Origin of the sequence: Alcanivorax sp. NBRC 102024 (assembly GCF_001602235.1) — a bacterium.
Lineage (GTDB): Bacteria > Pseudomonadota > Gammaproteobacteria > Pseudomonadales > Alcanivoracaceae > Alcanivorax.
The window spans coordinates 304,040-327,543 of sequence record NZ_BDAS01000001.1 but is presented as its reverse complement, the minus strand read 5'-3'; the positions used below and the strand labels follow the sequence as shown (position 1 = coordinate 327,543).

20 protein-coding genes are annotated in these 23,504 nt (G+C 58.3%); 17 read left to right on the top strand and 3 right to left on the bottom strand.

Translation table 11 applies throughout. The features are described 5' to 3' along the window. Positions 1–429: 429 nt before the first annotated feature. The 3 genes from A0251_RS01540 to A0251_RS01530 all read right to left on the bottom strand — a co-directional run bounded on the left by A0251_RS01540 (position 430) and on the right by A0251_RS01530 (position 5,253). Complete coding sequence (locus A0251_RS01540) at positions 430–2,244, bottom strand: acyl-CoA dehydrogenase C-terminal domain-containing protein (protein WP_062815069.1); 1,815 nt, start codon at positions 2,242–2,244, stop codon at positions 430–432. Between the two features lie 368 nt (positions 2,245–2,612). Then, entirely contained in the window at positions 2,613–3,422 is an 810-nt protein-coding gene (locus A0251_RS01535; RefSeq protein WP_062815068.1) for an SDR family oxidoreductase, read from the bottom strand. A gap of 130 nt (positions 3,423–3,552) precedes the next feature. Then, positions 3,553–5,253 carry a potassium/proton antiporter gene (locus A0251_RS01530; protein ID WP_062815067.1) on the bottom strand — a complete coding sequence of 567 codons (1,701 nt, stop codon included), beginning with the start codon at positions 5,251–5,253 and terminating at the stop codon, positions 3,553–3,555. Between the two features lie 468 nt (positions 5,254–5,721). Here A0251_RS01530 and mnmG point away from each other — a divergent pair, with 468 nt between their 5' ends. From mnmG to A0251_RS01445, 17 genes are all read left to right on the top strand, one after another. Continuing rightward, positions 5,722–7,617, top strand: a complete 1,896-nt coding sequence (gene mnmG, locus A0251_RS01525; protein WP_062815066.1) for a tRNA uridine-5-carboxymethylaminomethyl(34) synthesis enzyme MnmG — start codon at positions 5,722–5,724, stop codon at positions 7,615–7,617. After that, a complete protein-coding gene (rsmG, locus tag A0251_RS01520; protein WP_062815065.1) occupies positions 7,614–8,246 on the top strand; it encodes a 16S rRNA (guanine(527)-N(7))-methyltransferase RsmG in 633 nt (210 codons plus the stop codon). The genes mnmG and rsmG overlap by 4 nt, the downstream gene beginning before the upstream one ends. 34 nt (positions 8,247–8,280) lie before the next feature. Then, positions 8,281–9,078: a ParA family protein gene (locus tag A0251_RS01515; RefSeq protein ID WP_062815064.1), complete on the top strand. Its 798-nt coding sequence runs from the start codon at positions 8,281–8,283 to the stop codon at positions 9,076–9,078. Between the two features lie 13 nt (positions 9,079–9,091). After that, the gene (locus A0251_RS01510) at positions 9,092–10,012 is read left to right on the top strand and encodes a ParB/RepB/Spo0J family partition protein (protein WP_062815063.1); all 921 of its coding nucleotides are present in this window, start codon (positions 9,092–9,094) and stop codon (positions 10,010–10,012) included. A gap of 27 nt (positions 10,013–10,039) precedes the next feature. Beyond that, positions 10,040–11,167: a hypothetical protein gene (locus tag A0251_RS01505; protein WP_062815062.1), complete on the top strand. Its 1,128-nt coding sequence runs from the start codon at positions 10,040–10,042 to the stop codon at positions 11,165–11,167. 230 nt (positions 11,168–11,397) lie between these two features. After that, entirely contained in the window at positions 11,398–11,823 is a 426-nt protein-coding gene (locus A0251_RS01500; protein WP_231866127.1) for an ATP synthase subunit I, read from the top strand. Between the two features lie 16 nt (positions 11,824–11,839). Beyond that, the gene (atpB, locus tag A0251_RS01495; RefSeq protein WP_062815061.1) at positions 11,840–12,751 is read left to right on the top strand and encodes a F0F1 ATP synthase subunit A; all 912 of its coding nucleotides are present in this window, start codon (positions 11,840–11,842) and stop codon (positions 12,749–12,751) included. A 56-nt stretch (positions 12,752–12,807) separates the two neighbouring features. Beyond that, a complete protein-coding gene (gene atpE, locus A0251_RS01490) occupies positions 12,808–13,029 on the top strand; it encodes a F0F1 ATP synthase subunit C (RefSeq protein WP_007151035.1) in 222 nt (73 codons plus the stop codon). Positions 13,030–13,093: 64 nt separating this feature from the next. Then, positions 13,094–13,564: a F0F1 ATP synthase subunit B gene (locus A0251_RS01485; RefSeq protein WP_062815060.1), complete on the top strand. Its 471-nt coding sequence runs from the start codon at positions 13,094–13,096 to the stop codon at positions 13,562–13,564. Between the two features lie 15 nt (positions 13,565–13,579). Next, on the top strand, positions 13,580–14,116 hold the full coding sequence (locus tag A0251_RS01480; RefSeq protein ID WP_062815059.1) for a F0F1 ATP synthase subunit delta: 537 nt from the start codon (positions 13,580–13,582) through the stop codon (positions 14,114–14,116). A gap of 16 nt (positions 14,117–14,132) precedes the next feature. Continuing rightward, a complete protein-coding gene (gene atpA, locus A0251_RS01475) occupies positions 14,133–15,677 on the top strand; it encodes a F0F1 ATP synthase subunit alpha (protein ID WP_062815058.1) in 1,545 nt (514 codons plus the stop codon). 23 nt (positions 15,678–15,700) lie between these two features. Beyond that, a complete protein-coding gene (gene atpG / locus A0251_RS01470) occupies positions 15,701–16,561 on the top strand; it encodes a F0F1 ATP synthase subunit gamma (protein WP_062815057.1) in 861 nt (286 codons plus the stop codon). A gap of 58 nt (positions 16,562–16,619) precedes the next feature. Beyond that, positions 16,620–18,002, top strand: coding sequence for a F0F1 ATP synthase subunit beta (gene atpD / locus A0251_RS01465; protein ID WP_062815056.1), 1,383 nt, complete (start codon positions 16,620–16,622; stop codon positions 18,000–18,002). A gap of 21 nt (positions 18,003–18,023) precedes the next feature. Continuing rightward, positions 18,024–18,446: a F0F1 ATP synthase subunit epsilon gene (locus tag A0251_RS01460; RefSeq protein ID WP_062815055.1), complete on the top strand. Its 423-nt coding sequence runs from the start codon at positions 18,024–18,026 to the stop codon at positions 18,444–18,446. 204 nt (positions 18,447–18,650) lie between these two features. Continuing rightward, positions 18,651–20,009, top strand: coding sequence for a bifunctional UDP-N-acetylglucosamine diphosphorylase/glucosamine-1-phosphate N-acetyltransferase GlmU (glmU, locus tag A0251_RS01455; protein WP_062815054.1), 1,359 nt, complete (start codon positions 18,651–18,653; stop codon positions 20,007–20,009). Positions 20,010–20,099: 90 nt separating this feature from the next. After that, a complete protein-coding gene (glmS, locus tag A0251_RS01450) occupies positions 20,100–21,929 on the top strand; it encodes a glutamine--fructose-6-phosphate transaminase (isomerizing) (RefSeq protein WP_062815053.1) in 1,830 nt (609 codons plus the stop codon). Positions 21,930–22,311: 382 nt separating this feature from the next. Continuing rightward, a complete protein-coding gene (locus tag A0251_RS01445) occupies positions 22,312–23,349 on the top strand; it encodes a hypothetical protein (protein WP_062815052.1) in 1,038 nt (345 codons plus the stop codon). Positions 23,350–23,504: the final 155 nt, after the last annotated feature.

Below are 23,504 nucleotides of genomic sequence, written 5' to 3'. Positions count from 1 at the left end.
CGAGTTTCGAAAATCAAAACCTTCACGTAAAGGCTTGGTTTTCGCTTCTCGTAACTCGTACCTCGAAACTGGGGGTTATCGCGCCGCCAGCGACGCTCCTACGGAGAGGAAAGTGTGGGATAGGAAAGGGGGGATTGGCCCCGGTGTTCCTGCAGGGAGACTAAGGGGTAAGGGGGCAGACGGGCTTTCCTTTCGGATGACAGAACCGCAACTCTGAATTCCTCACCGCCGCCACAGATTGTGTAGGGTGCACTGAGCCCAAGGCGAACTGCACCGATACGGCGTTTGATGGTGCAGTTCGCTTTAGGCTCAGTGCACCCTACGCTCTTGGGAAACCGCGCGGGTTTTGTGACAACAAAAAAAGGGGCGGCCCGAAGGCCGCCCCTTTTTTAGTGTCCGACGTCAGACAACCGACGTCGGACCTTCCCCTTACTCGTAATCGAAGGAGAAGTGTTCCGGCTTCAGCTGCATGGTGCTCTTGGTGGGCTTCAGCGCGGCATCCGCGTGGGCCTTGGCAGAGGGCAGCATGCGATCGAAGTAGAACTCGGCGGTGGCCAGCTTGGCCTGGTAGAACTCCGCCGGCTCGTTGCCGCCGTTTTCCAGCTTGTCCTTGGCAACACCGGCTTGCAGGGCCCAGAAGTAGGCCATCATGGCGTAGCCGCTGTACATCAGGAAGTCGTAGCTGGCGGTGGAAACGATATCGCGGTCCTTGGCGGCCACCAGCATGATGCGGGTGGTCAGGTAGTTCCACTCGGCGGCGATCTTCAGCAGCTTCCAGGCAAAGGGACGCAGCTTGGGATCACGCAGGTTCTTGGTGCCGAAATCCACCAGCTTCTTGCTGAAGTCACGGACGCACTTGCCCTTGGTCAGCAGCAGGACTTTACGGCCCAGCAGATCCAGTGCCTGGATGCCGGTGGTGCCTTCGTACAGGGTGGAGATGCGCGCGTCACGGACGATCTGTTCCATGCCGTGCTCTTTGATGTAGCCGTGGCCACCGAATACCTGCATGCCGTCGTTGGCCACTTCCAGACCTTTCTCGGTGAGGAAGCCTTTCAGGATCGGCGTCAGGAAGCCCAGCTCGTCATCCCATTTCTGGTATTCCTCGTCGTTGTCGGCCTGGGCGGCGCTGATCATCTTGTCCGCGTACTGGGCGGCGAAGTAGATCATGGCGCGGCCACCTTCGGCGACGGCTTTCTGCTTGAGCAGCATGCGGCGCACGTCACCGTGGTGGATCAGGCTGTCGGCGATGGCATCCGGTTCTTTTTTGCCGGACAGGGCGCGCATGGACTTACGCTCCTTGGCGTAGGCCAGGGCGCCCTGGTAGGACAGCTCGGCGTGGGCCAGACCCTGGATGGAGGTGCCGATACGCGCGGTGTTCATGAAGGTGAACATGCACTCCAGGCCCTTGTTTTCCGGGCCGATCAAAAAGCCGGTGGCTTCATCGAAGTTCATCACGCAGGTGGCGGAGGCTTTGATACCCATTTTCTTTTCCAGGGAACCACAGCTCACGCCGTTGTCTTCACCGATCTTGCCCGGCAGATACTTGGGTACGATGAACAGGGAAATGCCCTTGGTGCCTTTCGGCGCATCGGGCAGGCGAGCCAGCACGATGTGGACAATGTTCTCGGTCAGGTCGTGCTCACCGGAAGAAATGAAGATCTTGGTGCCGGAAATCTTGTAGGAGCCGTCTTTCTGCGGCTCGGCCTTGGTTTTCACCTGGCCCAGGTCGGTACCGCACTGGGGCTCGGTGAGGCACATGGTGCCGCCCCAGCGACCTTCGGTCAGGGGAACCAGGTAATCCTGGAGCTGCTGGTCGGAGCCGTGCATCTGGATGGTGTTCATGGCCCCCATGGACAGGCCAGGGTACATGGTGAACGACCAGTTGGCGGTGGCCATCATTTCGGACTTGATCAGGCCCAGAGACGCGGGCAGGCCCTGGCCGCCGAACTCTACCGGGTGGCTGAGACCCTGCCAGCCGCCGGCCACGAACTCGTCGTAGGCTTCCTTGTAGCCTTTCGGCGTGGTCACCACACCGTTTTCAAACTTGCAGCCTTCCTCGTCACCGCTCTGGTACAGCGGCGCCAGGGTGTTTTCACACAGTTTGGCCATTTCACCAATGATGGCTTCGACCATATCCGGCGTGGCTTCTTCACCTTCCGGGAAGGTTTTGTAGTGGCTCTCGAAGTCCAGGACTTCGTTCATCAGAAAGCGCATATCGCGCACGGGGGCCTTATAAGTCGGCATAACAGTTACCCTCGTCAGGCAGAAATCGATTCAACTGTCAGGAACGGACAGCGCAACAGGGCGGGCATTGTTGGGGAATTCCAGCGTAAACACATTGACTGTCAAGGCGGGCGCGGACGGGCGTTAGGGTGAATGGGCGTTCACGGGACATTGAGCGGCAAGCAACGGGATTGCTACGGAGCCACTGTAGGAGTTCCCTTCCAGGGGACGAACCGCACGCAGTGCGGAATCGACCGCAGGACGATCAGGGGGTTCGGGTTTCTGGAACGACTTTCTGGGAGCGGGGCGAGAAGCCCCACCGATTTCCTCGCTGCCGCTCGGTTCGTCCCCTGGAAGGGAACTCCTACGACAGACGACAGATCCTGCTCCTACTTCTTCCCTTTCCAGCTGTACATGGACGTGGACACGCCGGTGCGCCGGGCGACTTCGTCCCAGATACCTTGAGGCAGAATGGCCTTCATCAGTTCCACGGACTTGGCCATGGGCGGTTCGATGACGAAGGCGTCTTTTTTCTGCATGCCCCGGATGATGCTTTTCACCACCTTCTTCGGGGTCAGCATGGGCGAGAACAGCGGGGTTTTTACACCGTCGAACATGCCGGTGGAAATATAGCTGGGGCAGACGCTGGTCACGTGCACGTGCTTGATCTTGCGCACCGCCAGTTCCAGGCGAAGGGATTCCGAGAACCCCACCACTGCCCATTTGCTGGCCGCGTAGGTGCTGCCGTAGGGCAGGCCGATAAAGGCGGAGGCACTGGCGATATTGACCAGAAAGCCCTCGTCGGCCTGGATCAGATCTTCCAGAAAGGCATGGGTGGTAGCCATCAACCCCTCCGTATTGACCCGGAAGGTGTTCAGGTGCTGTTCCAGCTCCACGGTCTCGAATTCACCGCCAAACACCACTCCGGCGTTATTGATCAGCGCGGTGATCGGGCCCACTTCGGAGTGCAACTTGTCGCGGAATTTGGCGATGGAGGCAATCTTGCTCACATCCAGCACATAGGGATGCGCCTTGCCGCCGGCGGCCTTGATGCGGTCGGTCACCTCGCGGGCAGCGCTGATGCGCCGGGCGGTGACGATGACTTCGGCGCCCTGTTTGGCAAATTCCTCCGCCATCAGGGCGCCAATGCCGGCACCGGCGCCGGTGATCAGAATGCGATGGTTGTCAAAACGGGCCATGAGTCGTCCTTGTGTGAGTCAGAGATTCAGCGATCAGCGAGGAGTCGCGAGTGACGAGTTTCGAGTTGCGAAAAGCCAAAACGGTTTTCCCTTTCGAAACTCGCTTCTCGCAACTCGACACTTACCAGTCTTATCCCGGCAGCTTCAAACCGACCAGCACCACCTTGCCGTCTTCCACTGATCGCGCCCGCAAACGCAGGCCGCTGACGCGGACCGTATCACCTACCACAGTTTGCTTGCCGACCTGTTTGGTAAACAGTTCGGCCACGGTCAGACCTTGCCATAGCGGTGGTGGCGGTTCCACGCCATAGATGGCGATTAACTGGGCCAGCGGTGTCTGGCCCAGGACAGTGAAGTCGCCGTAATAGCGTTTCTCGTCATGGCTCATCTTGTGGCACAGGTCGGACAGGGCGGACTTGTGGGACAGGGGCGCCAGCCAGGCGATCAGGTCGCCCGCTTCGATATCCGGGTTGTCACTCAGGCTGAGTACCTGTTGATTGCGGTAGAGAACCAGCGGTGTCCGTTTGTCTTCACTGAGCTCAGCCAGCGGTTTACCCACTGCCCGGGCACCGGCTTCCACTTCGAACTGCATCAGGTAGCGGTCCCGCGGTGCGGCCAGTGGCACGGTCTGTTTCGGCTCGGTGGTGGGTGGCACCGACACTTTCAATTTACGGGCGACGAAGCGCAGGCTGGCACCCTGACCGAGCAGGGAAATCAGCACTACCACCAGGGTGATATCAAACAGCAGATAGGTCTGCTCCACGCCGGCCAGCAACGGGAATACCGCCAGAACAATGGGCACCGCCCCGCGCAGGCCGGTCCAGGCGATAAAGGTTTCCTCCCGCCAGGTGAAACGGAACGGCAGGAGGCTCACCCACACGGCGATGGGACGCGCCAGCAGCATCAGGAAAGCGGCCACGGCCAGGGCCCAGGGCAGGTTTTCGGTAAGCCGGGACGGCGTCACCAGCAGGCCGAGGATCAGGAACATGCCGGACTGGGCCAGCCAGGCCATGGAATCCATGGCCTTGAGCACGTTGTCGCCGGTGCCACCACGGCGGTTGCCGGCCACCAGACCGGTCAGATAGATGGCCAGAAAACCGGAGCCGCCCACCAGGTTGGTCAGTGCAAACACCATGGCGCCACCACTGCACAGCAGCAGGGCATGCAACCCTTCGTTACTGCGTACCCGCAACAGCAATTCACTGATCACCGCCCCCAGCAGCAGGCCCAGCAGGGCGCCCAGACCGAACTGTTGCAGCAGGGTCCACAGCATGCCCACACCCCAGTCCGCCGCCGGGTCCACCAGCAGACCGACCAGCATCAGGGTAATAAAGATGGCCATGGGGTCGTTGAGACCGGATTCGATTTCCAGGGTGCTGGCCACCCGTTCGTTGAGGGTGACCCCGGCGCCCTTGATGACGCTGAATACCGCTGCCGCATCCGTGGAGCCAATAATGCCGCCCAGCAGCAGGCCGACCCGCCAGTCCACGCCCATCAGCCAGGTGGCGAAGGCCCCCACCAACGCGGCGGAAATGGCCACCCCCAGGGTGGCCAGGCTGAGCGCCGGCTTCAGCCCCATGCGGAAGGTGCTGAGCCGGGTGCGCAGGCCGCCGTCCAGCAGAATCACCGCCAGGGCGATATTGCCGATCACATAGGCGGTGGAAAAATCGTCAAACTGGATGCCGCCGATGCCGTCTTCGCCGGCCAGCATCCCCACCACCAGGAAAATCAGCAACGACGGCACCCCGAACCGGGCACTCAGCGAGCCCAGCAGCAGGCCGGTAAACATCAGGCCGGTGCCGATAAGAAGAAACAGGTTCAGAGAGTCCAAGCCGAATCCATGCCAAGAGAGTCAGGGTTCTATAGTAGACTAGCTTACACGCAACTTGCTGCACGCTGCATGAAAGAGGTTTTCATCTTTAGCCGTAGGCGTGAGACGAAACCGCGCCCCATGATATCTACAACGTCGCTGTAGGAGTTCCTCTTGAGGGACGAACCACGCGTCAGCGTGGAAATCGACCGACAGGCCGATCAGGAATACCCGGCATCACCAGAGTGATTGGTGCACCCGCACGGCCTGCCTCCTCGCCCAAGCTCGGATTCGTCCCTCAAGAGGAACTCCTACGGTGGCCTTGTGATGATCGCGAAGTGAATTTAGCTGTTGTGATCGCGCCGCCAGCGGCGCTCCTACAGTAAGGCGGGGTTGCACGGAGCTTGCAGCGTGAAGCATTGCCATTATACTAGCGCGCCCTTCTGGCTATATTTTGAACAGCAGGCCCCCTGCAAGGCGAGTGTTGAGATGGATTTTTCCCAGCGATTTGGCGTGATTGTGATCGGCGGCGGCCATGCCGGTACCGAGGCGGCACTGGCGTCCGCGCGCATGGGCGTTTCCACCTTGCTGCTGACCCACAACATCGAAACCCTGGGCCAGATGAGCTGCAACCCGGCCATCGGCGGCATCGGCAAGAGCCACCTGGTGCGCGAGATCGACGCCCTGGGCGGTGCCATGGCCCGTGCCACGGATAAAGGCGGCATCCAGTTCCGTGTGCTCAATGCCCGCAAGGGGCCGGCGGTACGGGCCACCCGTGCCCAGGCGGACCGGGTCCGTTACAAGGCGGCCATCCGCGCCACCCTGGAAAACCAGCCCAACCTGACCCTGTTCCAGCAGGCGGTGGACGACCTGATTGTGGACAACGGCCGCTGTGTGGGGGTGGTCACCAATATGGGCCTGCGCTTTGTGGCCGATGCGGTGGTGCTCACCGCCGGCACCTTCCTGGGCGGTGTCATTCATATTGGTCTGGATAACCACCAGGGTGGCCGTGCCGGCGACCAGCCCTCCAATGCCCTGGCCCGTCGCCTGCGCGAACTGCCGTTCCGGGTCGACCGCCTGAAAACCGGTACCCCGCCGCGGATCGACGGCAAGACCGTGGACTTTTCCGTGATGGAAGAGCAGTGGGGCGACAGTCCGCTGCCGGTGATGAGCTACCTGGGCAAGGTGGAAGAGCACCCGCAGCAGGTGTGCTGCTACATCACCCACACCAACGCCCAGACCCACGACATTATCCGCAGCGGCTTCGACCGCAGCCCCATGTTCACCGGCGTCATCGACGGGGTCGGGCCGCGCTATTGTCCGTCCATCGAGGACAAGGTGAACCGCTACCCGGACAAGGACAGCCACCAGATCTTTGTGGAGCCGGAAGGGCTGGATACCCACGAGCTGTACCCCAATGGCATTTCCACCAGCCTGCCGTTCGATGTGCAGCTTGAGGCGGTGCGTTCCATCCGGGGTTTCGAGAATGCCCATATCACCCGGCCGGGCTACGCCATCGAATACGATTACTTCAATCCCCAGGATCTCAAGCACAGCCTGGAGACCAAGCACATGCCCGGCCTGTTCTTCGCCGGCCAGATCAATGGCACCACCGGCTACGAAGAGGCTGGTGCCCAGGGGTTGCTGGCGGGCCTGAACGCGGCGCGACTGAGCCAGGAAAAAGACGCCTGGACCCCCCGTCGCGACGAGGCCTATATCGGCGTGCTGGTGGATGACCTGATCACCATGGGCACCCAGGAGCCCTACCGCATGTTCACCAGCCGGGCGGAATACCGCTTGCTGCTGCGTGAGGACAATGCCGACCTGCGTCTCACTGAAAAAGGCCGTGAGCTGGGCCTGGTCGACGATGAGCGCTGGGCCGCGTTCAACGCCAAGCGTGAGGGCATGGCCAAGGAAGAGCAGCGCCTGAAGAGCACCTGGGTGCAGCCGAAAACGCCCCAGGCGGAGGCGGTGAACGCCCTGATCGAGAAGCCGCTGACCCACGAATACAGCCTGCTGGATCTGCTCAAGCGTCCGGAGTTGAGCTACGCCACCCTGGCAGATGCGGTGGCCCTGGACGAGCGTCCGGACGCGGCGGTGATCGAACAGATGGAAATTCTTGCCAAGTATGCCGGCTACATTGATCGTCAGAACGACGAGATTGCCAAGCTGCGGGCGGCAGAGACCACCCGCCTGCCGGACGACTTCGACTATGGCCAGGTGAAAGGCCTGTCCAACGAGGTGAAGCAGAAGCTGGGAGAGATCCGTCCCGAAACCCTGGGCCAGGCGGGCCGGATTCCCGGGGTGACCCCGGCGGCCATTTCCCTGCTGATGATCTACCTGAAGAAACATCAGCACCAGCAGAAGGCGGCCCAACAGGCATGACCCTTTCCACAACCTTATCCGACACCCTGGCCCGGGGTGTTGAGGCCCTGGGCCTGTCCCTCAGTGATGACCAGCAGCGCCAGCTACTCGCGTACGTGGACCTGCTGGTGAAATGGAACCAGGCCTACAACCTCACTGCCATTCGTGATCCGGCAGAAATGGTGACCCGCCATCTGCTCGATTCCCTGGCCGTGCTGCCTTACCTGGCGGACACTGACACCCTGGACGTGGGCACCGGCGCCGGCATTCCCGGCATTATTCTGGCGGTGTCCCGTCCGCAGCAGGCGTTTACCCTGCTGGATTCCAACGGCAAGAAAACCCGCTTCGTTCGTCAGGCCCGCCGTGAATTGGGGCTGGATAACGTGGAGGTTGTGCACGCCCGCGTGGAACAGTACGGTAAGAGCCCATCACAGATAATTTGCCGTGCCTTTGCCTCCTTGTCGGACATGCTGGCACTCATGGCGCCGATAATTACCGATAATACCCGGGTACTGGCCATGAAAGCGGCCAGCACAGAGCGGGAATTGGCGACCATGCCGCCGCACTGGCAAGGCAACCACCATAGTCTGAACATTCCCGGGCTCGATGGGCCCAGGACACTGGTGGTGGTACAACAGCGCAGCGATTGAAGGCCACCGGGGTGGCCTCCATAAGGAGACAGCAGTGACCACCGTATTTGCCGTAGCGAATCAGAAAGGCGGCGTGGGGAAGACCACCAGCAGTGTGAATCTGGCGGCGTCGCTGGCAGCCACCCGCAAGAAAGTGCTGTTGGTGGATATCGACCCCCAGGGCAATGCCACCACCGGCTCCGGGGTGGACAAGTTCGAGACGGATTACACCATCTACGATGTGCTCTGCGATGACGTGCCCATTGAGCAGGCGGTGACCGGTACCCCGGAAGACTCCGGCTTTTCCCTGATCGCCGCCAATGGCGACCTGACCGCCGCTGAAGTCCAGCTGCTGGATCTGAAGTCCAAGGAATTCCGTCTGCGTAATGCCCTGGCGCGGATCCGTGACAACTATGATTACATTCTCATCGACTGCCCGCCGTCACTGAACATGCTGACGGTGAATGCGTTGACGGCGGCGGACTCGGTGATCGTGCCGATCCAGTGCGAGTACTACGCCCTGGAGGGCCTGACCGCGCTGATGAATACCATCGAAAAGATCCGCTCGGTCCTCAATCCCAAGCTGCACATCGGCGGCCTGCTGCGCACCATGTACGACCCGCGCAACAGCCTGTCCAACGATGTGTCCAACCAGCTGATCAGCCACTTCGGCGACAAGGTGTATCGCACCATCATTCCGCGCAACGTGCGGCTGGCGGAAGCGCCCAGCCATGGTGCGCCGGTGATCACCTATGACCCCAAATCCCGTGGCGCAGTCAGTTATCTGGCCCTGGCCGGTGAGATCCTGCGTCGTGAGCAGGCCCTCAAGGCCCAGCCTGCAGCAGCTTCATAAGGAAAGAAAGATCATGGCGGCAAAGCGTAAACGCGGTCTCAGCAAGGGCCTGGATGCCCTGCTCAGCAGCAGCGAGTCCTACCAGCAGCACCAGGACGAAGTGCGGATTCAGCAGCAGGCGGAAGACCGGGCCAGTGGCGTGGAGCATCCGCCCCGCGACGGCGAACTGCGCCACCTGCCGGTGGAATGCATGGAGCGTGGTCGCTACCAGCCGCGCCGGGACATGTCCCCGGATGCCCTGGAAGAGTTGGCCGAGTCGATCCGTGCCCAGGGGGTCATGCAGCCCATCGTGGTGCGCCCCCTCGGTGAAAAGCGCTACGAGATCATTGCCGGTGAACGCCGCTGGCGCGCCGCCAAGATGGCCGAGCTGGAGACCATCCCGGCGGTAATCCGCGAGGTGCCCGACGAAGCCGCCATTGCCATGGCGCTGATCGAGAATATCCAGCGGGAAAACCTCAATCCCATGGAAGAGGCCATCGCGCTGGGTCGCCTGAAGGAAGAATTCGGGCTCACCCACCAGCAGGTCGCTGACGCGGTCGGGAAATCCCGCGCCATGGTCACCAACCTGCTGCGCTTGATGAGCCTGGAATCCGACGTCAAGAAGCTGCTCGAGCACGGTGACCTGGAAATGGGCCATGCCCGAGCGTTGTTGGCCCTCACGGGTAACAAGCAAGTGGAAGCGGCTCGCACCGTGGTGGCCAAGGGTCTGTCCGTGCGCCAGACGGAAGAACTGGTCCGGGATTTCGAAAAAGCCAAGCCCGCCAAGCCGGCACCGGTGAAGGAAGACCCCAACGTGAAAGCGTTGATCACCGACCTGTCCGACCGTCTGGGCGCGCCGGTGCAGATCCAGCAAGGCCAGGGCAACAAGGGCAAGCTGGTGATCAGCTACAACAACCTGGATGAACTGGACGGCATCCTGGCCCACATCAAGTAATACGCCCGGAATCTCCAGGGAGGGGCAGTGGCACGCTTTCTTTACCGGGCCGAGGCCGATGGCCAGCCGGTATCCGGTATTCAGGATGCGAACAGCGCCGCCGAGGCGGTGGCTTTGCTCAAGGCGCAGGGCCTGCAGTCCGTGCGTCTGCAAAATGATGCCATGAGTGCCGCCATGCCCCTGGATACCCGGGGTCTGGCAGACCGGGACTACGCCGAACTGCGCCACTCCCTTCAGGCCCGTCACGGGCTGCGCCCCTTTCTGTTGATGCTGTTCAGGCAAACCGGCTTGCTCTGGTTGTTGGCCGTGCCCGGGGCGGTGCTGCTGTGGCTGGTCGATTATCGACTCTGGGCCGGTCTGCTATTGCTGGTCCCTCTGACGGTGGCGGCCATCGCCCTGTGGAAATACCGCGACGCCCGGGATTTTGATGCCATGCTGTCCGCCATTGCCCTGGGGCACTGGCAAAAAGCCACCTCCCTGGGGGACCGCCTGAGTCGCCGTATCCGCGATGAATCCGTGGCCATGGAATTGACGGTGCAGCGCGCCTGTGTGCAGGCGAGGGTCGGGGATACCGATGAGGCGCTCGCCACCCTGGCCCCCTGGCAGCCGGTCATGGATATGTTGATGCCGGGCATGTATGCCGCCCAGCAGGCCCGCGTCTACCTGGCGGCCCGGGAGCATGACGCCCAGCTATGCTGCCACCGCGAGGCCGTGGCGGCCTCGCAGCAGGACCCCGGCCAGACTCTGGATTATGCGCTGATGGAGGCCCGCTACGGATCCGCTGCCCGCGCCCACTGTCTGCTGCTGGAGGTGGACCCGGCGTTATTACCGGAATACGGCGATGCCTTTGTGCCCTGGGTGGCGGGGATCGTGGCGTTACGCCAGGGTCGCAACGAAGCTGCCGCCGCCAGCCTTCGTCTGGCCCTGGACAAGCTGCAGCCACTGGCCGGTAATCCGGCGATATGGCCTGTCCTGGCCATGGTGGGGGGTGATGCTGCCCATGCGTTGCTGCGGCTTGAGCAGAGCCATGAGGCGGCGGCAATAGCGACAGCGGTATGGCCGGTGCTGGCGGTCCATGGGGACCAGGATCAGCTTGCGGCGCTGGCGCCGGTTTTGCCCGCCAACGGGTCACGGGAGCCCCTGGCAAAAGGGTAAACAAAAAAAATTTAAAGTTTACCTAATTAACTGAATCAAATTCATGATGGGCGTGGCCCCGCTCTCATTCTATTTGCCTTGCGCAATTGCTCTGACATTGACTAACAATCCGTCCAGTACGGTTGCCACATGGGTGCCAACTCCATATACTTCGCCGCGCTAAAGATCAGGGGTGCCCATGACCTTGCGCCTGGTGCGGCATCAACTTGCATCAGCCCAGAGGCTTCACGGTGACCAGCAACGAATTCCAGCCCAACAGAACACTGTTCTGGGGCTTAATGCGCGCCCAGCTGGCGACGCTGGTGATTTTCGCACTGCTGGTAACCACCCTGGCCGGTACATTGGCCGGTCTGGTAGCGGCCTGGGGAGGCACTATCAGCCTGATGGCATATGCCTGGGGTGGCTTTCAGATTTGGCTGCACCCGGCTAACCGCGCACCCAAACGCATGGCCACTGCGGCGGTGCGGGCAGAGATGGGCAAGATCGCAATCATGTTATTGCTGTTCTGGCTCACTTTCGCCAAGGTCCCCGAAGCGCGGGAAATGAAAATTGCAATGGTTCTGCTGCTAGGCTTCCTGCTGACCCAGGTCGTGGGTTGGATCCAGGTAGCGCGTCTCGACGGACGCACAGCAGGACAAGACGAGCAAAACGACTGAGACTGTAGGTATCGATATGGCTGGTAGCTCTCCGGGCGAGTACATCAAGCACCATTTGGGCAATCTGACCTATGGCAAACTGCCCGAAGGCTACGTCCGTGAGTGTGACGGGCGAGACACAGTAACTCTGACTGAAACCACCTGGACGTTTGCCTGCAACGGTAATGAAGCCAAAGACATGGGCTTCGCGGCATTCCACGTGGATTCTCTCGCCTGGTCCGGCGGCCTCGGCATCATCATGTGCCTGATGTTCTGGCTGGTAGCCCGCAAGGCGACCGCAGGCGTTCCCTCCGGTTTCGTGAACTTCATCGAAACCATTATCGAATTTATTGATACCCAGGTTCGTGATTCTTTCCACGGCAAAAGCAAGCTGGTGGCGCCGCTGTCACTGGTGATCTTCTGCTGGGTCTTCCTGATGAACCTGATGGATCTCATTCCGGTGGACGTGGTTCCGGCCACCTTCAGCTGGATCATGACATCGTTCTTCGGCTGGACCGCACAGGAAGCCTACTTCAAGATCGTTCCCACCACCGACCCGAACATCACCTTGTCCATGTCATTCTGTGTGATGCTGCTGGTGATCTTCTTCACCATCAAGGCGAAAGGTGTGGGCGGCTTTATCGGTACCCTGGCTCTGCACCCCTTTGAAGCCAGCAACCCGGTAGTGAAAGTTCTGCTGATCCCGGTCAACCTGCTGCTGGAGACCATCGGTCTTCTGGCCAAGCCGGTATCCCTGGGTCTGCGACTCTTCGGCAACATGTACGCTGGTGAGTTCGTGTTTATTCTGCTGGCCGCCATGATGGGCACCTGGCAGTTTATCGGTGCCTGGCCCTGGGCGGTATTCCATATCCTGGTTATCACCCTGCAGGCATTTATCTTCATGGTACTCACTATCGTGTACCTGAGCATGGCGGTCGAAGACCACTAAGATTTTTTAAACCGGTTTTTAATTAAACCAACCAAGCACTTAACGGGAGTGTAAAGATGGAAGGCATTCAATTTCTTGCTGCTGCTATCGTAGCTGGCCTGGCGGCCATCGGCGCAGGTCTGGGTTTTGGCATGATGGGTGGCCGTTTTCTGGAATCCGTAGCGCGTCAGCCTGAACTGGCTCCGATGCTGCAAACCCGCATGTTCATCATCGCTGGTCTGCTGGATGCTGTGCCGATTATCTGTATCGCTATCGCGTTCCTGCTGATTTTCCAGTAAATCGCGCTTTACTTTTTAAGCCCCGATTTTGGGAAATCTAAGCAACGCGGATTGAGGTGTTGGCATGAATATGAATGCGACACTAATTGGCCAGGCCATTTGGTTTGCCCTGTTTGTGTTCTTCTGCATGAAGTTCGTTTGGCCCCCGATTTCTCGGGCGCTCGATGAGCGTAAGCAGAAGATTGCCGAGGGCCTGAGTGCCGCGGATCGGGCAGAGCGTGATCTGGAACTGGCGCAGGAAAAGGCGACCGCCAATCTCAAAGAAGCGAAAGAGAAGGCGGCCGAAATTATTGATCAGGCCAATCGCCGGGCTAATCAGATTGTGGAAGAGGCTAAAGATGCAGCGCGCACCGAAGGTGAGCGTCTGGTAGCCAAAGCCCACTCTGAGATTGACCAAGAGGTTAATCAGGCTCGTGAGCAACTGCGGAAAGAAGTGGCAGCCCTGGCGCTGAGCGGTGCCGAAAAGGTACTGGCTGGCGAAGTTAACCAGGATGCGCACAAGCAGATGCTTGAGCAGCTGGCGGCTGAACTCTGAGACTACGGGTAACTCATGGCTGAACTGACCACCATCGCACGCCCCTACGCCAAGGCCGCCTTTGTTTTTGCAAAGGAACAAGGTGACCTGGGCAAGTGGGAAAAGATGCTGGGCTTGGCAGCGGCAGTGGCAGGTGATGCCACCATGCGTGCCTACCTTGACCAGCCGGAACTGGATGACGCTGCCAAGGTTTCTGCTTTTGCAGAAGTCTGTGGCGATGAACTCGACGAAAGTGGGCGTAATTTCATCGCCCAGCTGACGCAAAACAAGCGTCTGCCGCTTTTGCCGATCATCCTGCAACTGTTCCACGAGCTTCTGGCCCAGGAGCAGCGGTTCACCGATGTGGAGCTTATCTCCGCATTCGATCTGGATGACGCTGCAACCGAGAAGCTGGTAACAGCGCTGAAGAAACGCCTTGGCACTGACGTGAATGTCACCACGTCTGTGGACCAGTCCCTGATTGGAGGCGTGCTGGTGCGAGCCGGCGATACCGTAATTGATGGCAGTGTGCGTGGCCGACTAAACCGTCTGGCAGAGCAACTGAACTCTTGAGTTTGAGGGATTAGAGATGCAGCAACTCAACCCGTCCGAAATCAGCGAGATTATCAAGTCGCGCATCGCGAAACTTGATACCTCCACCGAAGCACGCAACGAGGGTACGGTGGTATCCGTATCCGATGGTATTGTGCGTATTCATGGTCTGGCCGACGTGATGTTCGGCGAGATGATCGAGTTTGAGGGCGGCATCTACGGCATGGCCCTTAACCTGGAGCAAGACTCTGTGGGTGCCGTGGTCCTGGGTGATTACCTGGGTCTGGCCGAAGGTCAAAAGGTACGTTGTACCGGCCGCATCCTGGAAGTACCGGTAGGTCCGGAACTGCTGGGTCGTGTGGTTGACGCCCTGGGTAACCCCATCGACGGCAAAGGCCCGGTCGACGCCAAGCAGACCGACGCGGTCGAGAAGGTAGCGCCCGGCGTTATCTGGCGTCGTGAGGTTAACGAGCCCGTCCAGACCGGCTACAAGTCTATCGATGCCATGGTGCCGATCGGCCGTGGTCAGCGTGAGCTGATCATTGGTGACCGTCAGATTGGTAAGACGGCGGTCGCGGTTGATGCCATCATCAACCAGAAGAACTCCGGCATTAAGTGTGTCTACGTCGCCATCGGCCAGAAGCAGTCCACCATCGCTAACGTGGTGCGCAAGCTGGAAGAACACGGTGCCATGGACAACACCATCATCGTTGCGGCTTCCGCTTCCGATCCGGCCTCCATGCAGTTCCTTGCAGCCTTTGCCGGTTGCACCATGGGCGAGTACTTCCGTGATCGCGGTGAAGATGCACTGATCGTTTATGATGACCTGACCAAGCAAGCCTGGGCCTATCGTCAGATTTCCCTGCTGCTGCGTCGTCCTCCGGGTCGTGAAGCTTATCCTGGTGACGTGTTCTACCTGCACTCCCGTCTGCTGGAGCGCGCCGCCAAGGTAAACGAAGAATACGTTGAGCAGTTCACCAACGGTGAAGTGAAAGGCAAGACCGGTTCCCTGACCGCACTGCCGATCATTGAAACCCAGGGTGGTGACGTGTCTGCCTTCGTACCGACCAACGTAATCTCCATTACCGATGGTCAGATCTTCCTGGAAACCGACCTGTTCAACTCCGGTATTCGTCCGGCGATGAACGCGGGTGTATCCGTATCCCGTGTGGGTGGTTCCGCGCAGACCAAGATCGTCAAGAAGCTCGGCGGTGGTATTCGTCTGGCACTGGCTCAGTACCGTGAACTGGCGGCCTTTGCCCAGTTCGCCTCTGATCTGGATGACTCCACTCGCGAACAGCTGGAGCACGGTCAGGCCGTTACCGAGCTGATGAAACAGAAGCAGTACAGCCCCATGAGCGTTGCCGAGATGGGCGTTGTTCTGTACGCAGCGAACGAAGGTTACCTGAAAGGGATGGAAGTCGAGAAAATCGGCGCCTTCGAAGCGGCTCTGCTGGACTACATGAACAGCGAAAAGAAAGCGTTGATGGACAAAATCAACGAGAAGGGTGACTACAACGGCGAGATCGAAGCCGAGATCAAAGAATCTCTCGATCAGTTCAAAGCCACCCAGACCTGGTAATTCGCTGAAAAAGGGTACTTCCTATGGCCAGCGGTAAAGAGATCAAAGGCAAAATTGCCAGCGTCCAGAGCACGAAGAAAATTACCCGTGCAATGGAAATGGTGGCAGCCTCCAAGATGCGTAAAGCGCAGGATCGTATGGCGGCAAGCAAGCCCTACGCGACTCGCATGCGTCAGGTGGTTGCACATCTGGCCAATGCCGATCTGGAATACCGGCACATTTACCTGCAAGAGCGGGAAGTGAAGAACGTTGGCTACATCGTGGTGACCTCCGACAGGGGTCTCTGCGGTGGCCTCAACGTGAATCTGCTCAAGAATGTCGTCAAAAGCGCGCGCGAGTGGGAAGAGCAAGGCGCCAAAGCCCAGTACTGTGTAGTGGGCTCCAAGGGTGTCAGCTTCTTCAAGAGCGTTGGCGGCAATGTGGAAGCGACAGTGTCCGGTCTGGGGGATACCCCGCACCTGAACGACCTGATCGGTTCCATCAAGGTAATGCTGGATGCCTACGAAAATGGTGAGATCGATCGCCTGTACATCGTGTACAACGAGTTCGTGAACACCATGACCCAGGCGCCCAAGAACATTCAGATGCTGCCGCTGGAACCGGCAGAAGACGAAGAGTTCAAGCGTCACTGGGACTACATTTACGAGCCTGCTCCGAAAGCACTGCTCGACGAGCTGCTGGTGCGGTTCATTGAGTCCCAGGTGTATCAGGGTGTGGTTGAAAACAATGCCTGTGAGCAGGCAGCGCGAATGGTAGCGATGAAAGCGGCCAGTGATAACGCCGGCGACATCATTCGTGATCTGCAGCTGGTGTACAACAAGGCACGCCAGGCTGCAATTACGCAGGAAATCTCCGAAATCGTTGGTGGTGCTGCTGCGGTCTGATTTGTCAGCAGGCTGGTAGAAAGAACGCGGCAAAAACGCAAGTTAAGAGGATGCAAGCATGAGTAGCGGTCGTATTGTTCAGATCATCGGTGCTGTGATCGACGTGGAATTCCCGCGCGACGGCGTACCGAAGGTATATGACGCCCTCACCGTGGACGGTACTGAAACCACGTTGGAAGTTCAGCAGCAGCTGGGCGACGGCGTGGTTCGTACCATTGCCATGGGCTCCACCGAAGGTCTGAAGCGTGGTCTTAACGTGACCGACTCCGGTGAGCCGATTCAGGTACCGGTAGGCACCAAGACCCTGGGCCGTATCATGGACGTGCTGGGTCGTCCCATCGACGAAGCCGGCCCCATCGGTGAAGAAGAGCGCATGCCGATTCACCGTGCTGCTCCTACCTATGCGGATCAGGCAGCCACCAACGAACTGCTGGAAACCGGCATCAAGGTAATCGACCTGGTCTGCCCCTTCGCCAAAGGCGGTAAGGTTGGCCTGTTCGGTGGTGCCGGTGTAGGTAAAACCGTAAACATGATGGAGCTGATCCGGAACATCGCGATCGAGCACTCTGGTTTCTCCGTGTTTGCCGGTGTGGGTGAGCGTACTCGTGAGGGTAACGACTTCTACCACGAAATGAAGGATTCCAACGTACTGGACAAAGTGTCCCTGGTATACGGCCAGATGAACGAGCCGCCAGGTAACCGTCTGCGTGTAGCGCTGACCGGTCTGACCATGGCCGAGAAGTTCCGTGATGAAGGCCGCGACGTTCTGTTCTTCGTGGATAACATCTACCGTTACACCCTGGCCGGTACCGAAGTATCTGCACTGCTGGGCCGTATGCCTTCAGCGGTAGGTTACCAGCCGACCCTGGCGGAAGAGATGGGCGTTCTTCAGGAGCGTATTACTTCCACCAAGACCGGTTCCATCACCTCTGTTCAGGCCGTATACGTTCCTGCGGATGACTTGACTGACCCGTCTCCGGCAACCACCTTTGCTCACCTTGATGCGACCGTGGTACTGAGCCGTGACATCGCCTCCAAGGGTATCTACCCGGCGATCGACCCGCTGGATTCCACCTCTCGTCAGCTGGATCCGCTGGTGATTGGTCAGGAGCACTACGACGTGGCCCGTGGCGTGCAGTCCGTACTGCAGCGCTTCAAGGAACTGAAGGACATCATTGCGATCCTGGGCATGGACGAACTGTCTGAAGAAGACAAGATGATCGTTGCCCGTGCTCGTAAGATCGAGCGTTACCTGTCCCAGCCGTTCTTCGTGGCCGAAGTATTTACTGGCTCCCCGGGCAAGTATGTTTCCCTGAAAGACACCCTCGCGGGCTTCCGGGGCATCCTTGACGGTGATTACGATCACATCCCGGAGCAGGACTTCTACATGAAGGGCTCCATCGACGAAGTTGTAGAAGCCTACAACAAGCGTAGCAAGTAACCTGCACCGGGAGACAAGCAAATGGCGATGACCGTGCATTGCGACATTGTTAGTGCAGAACGCCAGCTGTTCTCCGGTCTGGTTGAGATCGTGGTGGCCTCCGGTGTGGAAGGCGATCTCGGTATCATGCCGGGCCACGCCCCGCTGCTGACCCGGCTCAAGCCGGGTCCGGTACGGGTGAAGAAGCAGAATGGTGACGAAGAAGTGTTCTACGTATCCGGCGGCTTCCTGGAAGTGCAGCCGAAGCTGGTGACAGTGCTGGCAGATACCGCAGATCGCGCCGACAACATGGACGAAGCCGCTGCCGAGCAGGCCAAACAGCGTGCCAAAGAAGCGCTGGAAGGGAAGAATTCCGAAATGGATTACTCCCGTGCCGCCGCTACCCTGGCCGAGGCCGTGGCCCAGTTGCGCGCAATCCAACAGTTGAAGAAAAAAGGCCGGTAAGCACCTTTTGCAAATCTTCAACACAGAAGGGGTAGCCAAGTGCTACCCTTTTTTGTTTCTGTCATAGGTCCTCGTCGGCAAAGGCTTATGCCATGTGACCACGCTGGCGCCATGGATTCGGGTTAAAGAGACAGAAATGTCACGATGTGATGCTATAAAGCCGCACAGCAAATCGCGACAAGGGTAAAACGATAAGGACAGGGTATGAGTCTCGCAGTAGTCATTCTGGCCGCCGGTAAAGGCACACGCATGAAAAGTGCCTTGCCCAAGGTACTGCATCAAGTGGCCGGCAAGGCCATGGTCCAGCACGTGGTGGATGCCGCCACCAGCCTGGCCGCCGATAATACGGTCATCGTGTATGGGCACGGTGGCGACAAGGTAAAGAACGTCGTCAACGGCGATCACCTGCAATGGGCCGAGCAGGCCGAGCAACTGGGTACCGGCCATGCGGTGGCCCAGGCCATGCCGCTGGTGAAGGAAGATACCGTCCTGGTGTTGTACGGCGACGTGCCCCTGATCCGTCCGGAAACCCTGCGAGAATTTGTTCAGTGCGTGGATGACCAGACCCTGGCACTGATGACCCTGACCCTGGACGACCCCAGCGGCTATGGCCGTATCGTTCGCGATGGCCAGAACAATGTGCAGCGTATCGTCGAACAGAAAGATGCCAGTGAAGCGGAACTGGGTATCCCGGAAATCAACACCGGCATCCTGGCCTGCACCAGCAGCTTCCTGGCAGATTGCCTGCCGAAACTGTCCAGCAACAACGCCCAGGGCGAATACTACCTGACTGACGTCATCGCCATGGCGGTACAGTCCGGGCTCTCCGTGGAAACCCTGCAGCCGGAATTCGACTGGGAAGTGGATGGCATCAACGATCGCGTGCAGTTGTCCCGCCTGGAGCGACTCTATCAGCTGGCCCAGGCTGAATCCCTGATGCGCGACGGGGTCACCCTCCGTGACCCGAACCGTCTGGACGTGCGCGGTAGCGTGCAGATCGCCAGCGACGTGATCATCGACGTGAACGTGGTGCTGGAAGGCGACGTGACCATTGAGGAAGGCGTGGTCATCGGCCCCAACTGCATAATCCGCGATACCAATATCGGTGCGGGCTCCGTCATCGAAGCCAACAGTTTGCTGGACGGCGCCATCATTGGCGAGCATTGCACCATCGGTCCCTACGCTCGCCTGCGTCCGGGTACCGAGCTGGCCGACAAGGCCAAGATCGGCAACTTTGTGGAAACCAAGAAGTCCTACGTGGGTGAGGGATCCAAAGTGAACCATCTCACCTACATCGGCGACAGCCAGATCGGCAAAGGCGTCAATGTGGGTGCCGGCACCATCACCTGCAATTACGATGGCGCCAACAAGTTCCAGACGGTAATGAAAGACGGTGCCTTCATCGGTTCCAATTCGTCACTGGTGGCCCCGGTCACCATCGGCGAAAATGCCACCGTGGGCGCCGGCAGCACCATTACCAAAGACGTGGACGACAATGGCCTGGCGGTTGCCCGTGGCCAGCAGCGCAATGTGAGCGACTGGAAACGTCCGAAAAAGAAATAACCGAATCCGTTGGAGCCATGCTCGCATGGCGAATAGATACGGCAGTGAACCTGTAGACACGGCCGGCAAGCAATATTCAAGGAAACCAACATGTGTGGAATCGTCGGGGCCATTGCCCAGCGTAATGTGACCAATATCCTGATCACTGGCCTCAAGCGCCTGGAATACCGCGGCTACGACAGCGCCGGCGTGGCGCTGCTCAATGATTCCGGTATTACCCGGGTGCGCCGTCAGGGCAAGGTGGCCGGTCTGGAAAGCGCCACCGTGGACGAGCAAACCACCGGTTTCACCGGCATTGCGCACACCCGCTGGGCCACCCACGGCAAGCCCTCGGAAGCCAATGCCCACCCGCACATGTCCGGCAGCGATCTGGCCCTGGTACACAACGGCATCATCGAAAACTTCCAGGAACTGAAAGACGAACTGGAAGCTGCCGGTTACGCCTTCCAGTCGCAAACCGACACCGAAGTCATCGTGCACCTGCTCCACCAGGTGCTGGCCACCGGTGTGGATCTGTTTACCGCCGTCCAGCAAGTGGTGAAAAAACTCGACGGCGCCTACGCCCTGGGCGTGATCCACAAGGATGAGCCCCACAAGCTGGTGGCCGTGCGTTCCGGTAGCCCCCTGGTCATTGGCCTGGGTATCGACGAGAACTACATTGCCTCCGACCAGCTGGCGCTGCTGCCGGTGACCAACCGCTTCATCTTCCTGGAAGAGGGCGACCAGGCGGAAATCAGCACCGACAGCATCCGCATCGTGGATGCGCAAGGCCAACCGGCCAGCCGCGACACCCACGAATTCGATGGCACCCACGAAGACGCAGAAAAAGGCGAATACCGCCACTACATGCAGAAGGAAATCTTCGAGCAGCCGGCGGCCATCCAGAAAACCCTCGAGGATCGCATCAACAGCCCGGAGACCCTGATCGATGCCTTTGGCGAAAAGGCGCCGGCCATCTTCGAGAAGGTGAAAACCGTACAGATCGTAGCCTGCGGCACCAGCTACCACGCCGGTATGGTGGCCCGTTACTGGCTGGAAGACATTGCCGGTATCCCCTGCCAGGTGGAAGTGGCCAGTGAGTTCCGTTACCGCAAGCATGTGGTCCCGGAAGGCACCCTGTTCGTCACCATTTCCCAGAGCGGTGAAACCGCCGATACCCTGGCTGCCCTGCGGGACACCCAGTCACCCAACTACGTGGGTCGCCTGGCGGTATGCAACGTGGACAGTTCCTCCCTGGTACGTGAATCCGAGTTGGTATTCCTCACCAAGGCGGGTCCGGAGATCGGTGTGGCTTCCACCAAGGCCTTCACCACCCAGTTGGCGGGCCTGTTGATGCTGGTATTGGCCCTGGGCCGTCAAAAAGGCCTGGCCGACGACGAGATTGAAAAAGTCCTGGAAGAGCTGCGCCAGCTGCCCAACCTGATTGAACAGGCTGCAGCCCTGGACAAGCCCATCGAAAAGCTTTCCGAAGCCTTCGTGGAAAAACACCACGCCCTGTTCCTGGGCCGTGGCGTGCATTTCCCGGTGGCCCTGGAGGGTGCGCTCAAGCTCAAGGAAATTTCCTACATCCATGCGGAAGCCTACGCCGCCGGGGAACTGAAGCATGGCCCCCTGGCGCTGGTGGACAGCGAAATGCCGGTGGTGTCCGTGGCACCCAACGACGAACTGCTGGAAAAACTCAAATCCAACCTGCAGGAAGTCCGGGCCCGCGGTGGTGAGCTCTATGTGTTCGCCGACAAGCACGCCCACGTGAAAGAAGGCGAAGGCATCCACGTGCTGAACATGCCCGCCGTGCCGGAAACCATTGCCCCCATCGTCTACACCGTGCCGCTGCAGTTGCTCAGCTATCACGTGGCTGTCTTGCGCGGCACCGATGTGGATCAGCCGCGGAATCTGGCCAAGTCGGTGACGGTGGAATAAAAGCAGTTAACAGTTAATAGTTAACAGCGAAAGCCCGGCGATGCCGGGCTTTTTTGTGGGTGCCTGGCGGAGAACCATAACCGAAGCCTAGCCGTAGGAGCGTCGCTGGCGGCGCGATCTCCAACCTCTGTCTATTTCGGCTGATCTAAAGCAAAAAAACACTCCATTTGAGAGACATGTTATGGGCCTTGTTATGAATCCGAGAAAAGAAGAGGTCAACATATTGAATCATGCGGCCTCATCGGGATTTGTAAGCTGCTGACCTTTCTCGTTTTATCATACATTATGCAAATTTCATAATTGTGATATAAAGCCGGCACGTTCATTGAATATTCGAGCCGGCTTCCTAATACTTGGCTTTATGCATAAAAAAGGTTAACTCATGAATAATGAATCTTCAGAATATCAAGGGAAGCCAACGGTATATCTAGACCAGAATGTGCTAGATATATTGGTAGGCGGTGGCTGTGAGGATTTTCAGGAGAACCTTAAAAATAAATTTCAGATAGTGTATTCCGACGAAACTTTGAAGGAGATACAGCGATCCGGGGAAGGAGCACATGCGTTTCTGGATCTGTTAAACGATTTAAAAGCATCTCATCTAAAAATCGTACTTAGTCAACCGGAATTTGAGGAAACGGGTAAGGCGTCAATTATTTTTCGAGATGCTTTCGAGGCGTTTGATGAGTATTGTAAAAACTCAGCTGAAAACGCTGATGTTCAGCGATCCATGGAACAATGGTTGTACAAATTCTCAGGTGGAAGAAAGGATGAAACTATTGCTGAAATACATAGCGAGCAGAAGGCCGCCTTCGAAAATTTGATGAGGAGTTTACGTGAGAAAATCTCAGAAATTGCTGAAGATTTCCCAGAGATTGAAAGATTATTCGAAGGATATGAAGATAAAACGGCCTCTCAACTATCAATTTCTTTGGAAAAAATTGAGAAAATGTTAACTGAGCAGGTTGGCGATGGTAAGTCTTGGTCAGGCATTGAAGATTTTCGAGCAGCGACAGGAATTGGTCCTAAGCAACTTAACAATTTGAAACCGCCTAAAATAATCCATCAAATATGCGAGCTTCTTAAAGCCGCTTCTCCATTCCAAGGCAAAGAAGTATCGGTAGAACAATTGTTCGATGTTTCAACGAATCCCATATACCGAGACAGAACAATATATCCCTATCAAAAAGTAAATAGCGTATACAACCTATTGAACACTGTTGGCTATTGGCCTGACTCAAAGGTCCAAAAAGAACGTAGATTTGTCGCATCTTTAAGTGATACTAGCCATGCATCTATGGCTTCATTCTGTCACTTATTGCTTTCTCGGGATGCCGCATTTGTTAGAAAAGTAGCAGCTGTATACGAGTACCTTGAAATCGGAACAGTCGTTAAACAGGTTGTAGTAAACAATGCATAACAAGCCAACGAAATGAAATCGGGGGTACGCATCAATATTTCCAAGTAAAAGCGTGACTTACCGCCATGCCTGGATTAATCGAGCCCGAGCCCTACTAGTATCCAACAGCACAACCGTCCATCCCAACCCCCCCATCATCCACACAGTGAAACACC

Bases quoted from the DNA above. Each gene is read 5' to 3' on its own strand.
- atpG (WP_062815057.1), top strand. From the start codon at position 15,701: ATGGCCAGCGGTAAAGAGATCAAAGGCAAAATTGCCAGCGTCCAGAGC.
- A0251_RS01445 (WP_062815052.1), top strand. From the start codon at position 22,312: ATGAATAATGAATCTTCAGAATATCAAGGGAAGCCAACGGTATATCTA.
- atpA (WP_062815058.1), top strand. From the start codon at position 14,133: ATGCAGCAACTCAACCCGTCCGAAATCAGCGAGATTATCAAGTCGCGC.
- atpB (WP_062815061.1), top strand. From the start codon at position 11,840: ATGGCTGGTAGCTCTCCGGGCGAGTACATCAAGCACCATTTGGGCAAT.
- rsmG (WP_062815065.1), top strand. From the start codon at position 7,614: ATGACCCTTTCCACAACCTTATCCGACACCCTGGCCCGGGGTGTTGAG.
- glmS (WP_062815053.1), top strand. From the start codon at position 20,100: ATGTGTGGAATCGTCGGGGCCATTGCCCAGCGTAATGTGACCAATATC.
- atpE (WP_007151035.1), top strand. From the start codon at position 12,808: ATGGAAGGCATTCAATTTCTTGCTGCTGCTATCGTAGCTGGCCTGGCG.
- A0251_RS01535 (WP_062815068.1), bottom strand. From the start codon at position 3,422: ATGGCCCGTTTTGACAACCATCGCATTCTGATCACCGGCGCCGGTGCC.
- atpD (WP_062815056.1), top strand. From the start codon at position 16,620: ATGAGTAGCGGTCGTATTGTTCAGATCATCGGTGCTGTGATCGACGTG.
- A0251_RS01510 (WP_062815063.1), top strand. From the start codon at position 9,092: ATGGCGGCAAAGCGTAAACGCGGTCTCAGCAAGGGCCTGGATGCCCTG.
- glmU (WP_062815054.1), top strand. From the start codon at position 18,651: ATGAGTCTCGCAGTAGTCATTCTGGCCGCCGGTAAAGGCACACGCATG.
- A0251_RS01480 (WP_062815059.1), top strand. From the start codon at position 13,580: ATGGCTGAACTGACCACCATCGCACGCCCCTACGCCAAGGCCGCCTTT.
- A0251_RS01460 (WP_062815055.1), top strand. From the start codon at position 18,024: ATGGCGATGACCGTGCATTGCGACATTGTTAGTGCAGAACGCCAGCTG.
- A0251_RS01485 (WP_062815060.1), top strand. From the start codon at position 13,094: ATGAATATGAATGCGACACTAATTGGCCAGGCCATTTGGTTTGCCCTG.
- mnmG (WP_062815066.1), top strand. From the start codon at position 5,722: ATGGATTTTTCCCAGCGATTTGGCGTGATTGTGATCGGCGGCGGCCAT.
- A0251_RS01540 (WP_062815069.1), bottom strand. From the start codon at position 2,244: ATGCCGACTTATAAGGCCCCCGTGCGCGATATGCGCTTTCTGATGAAC.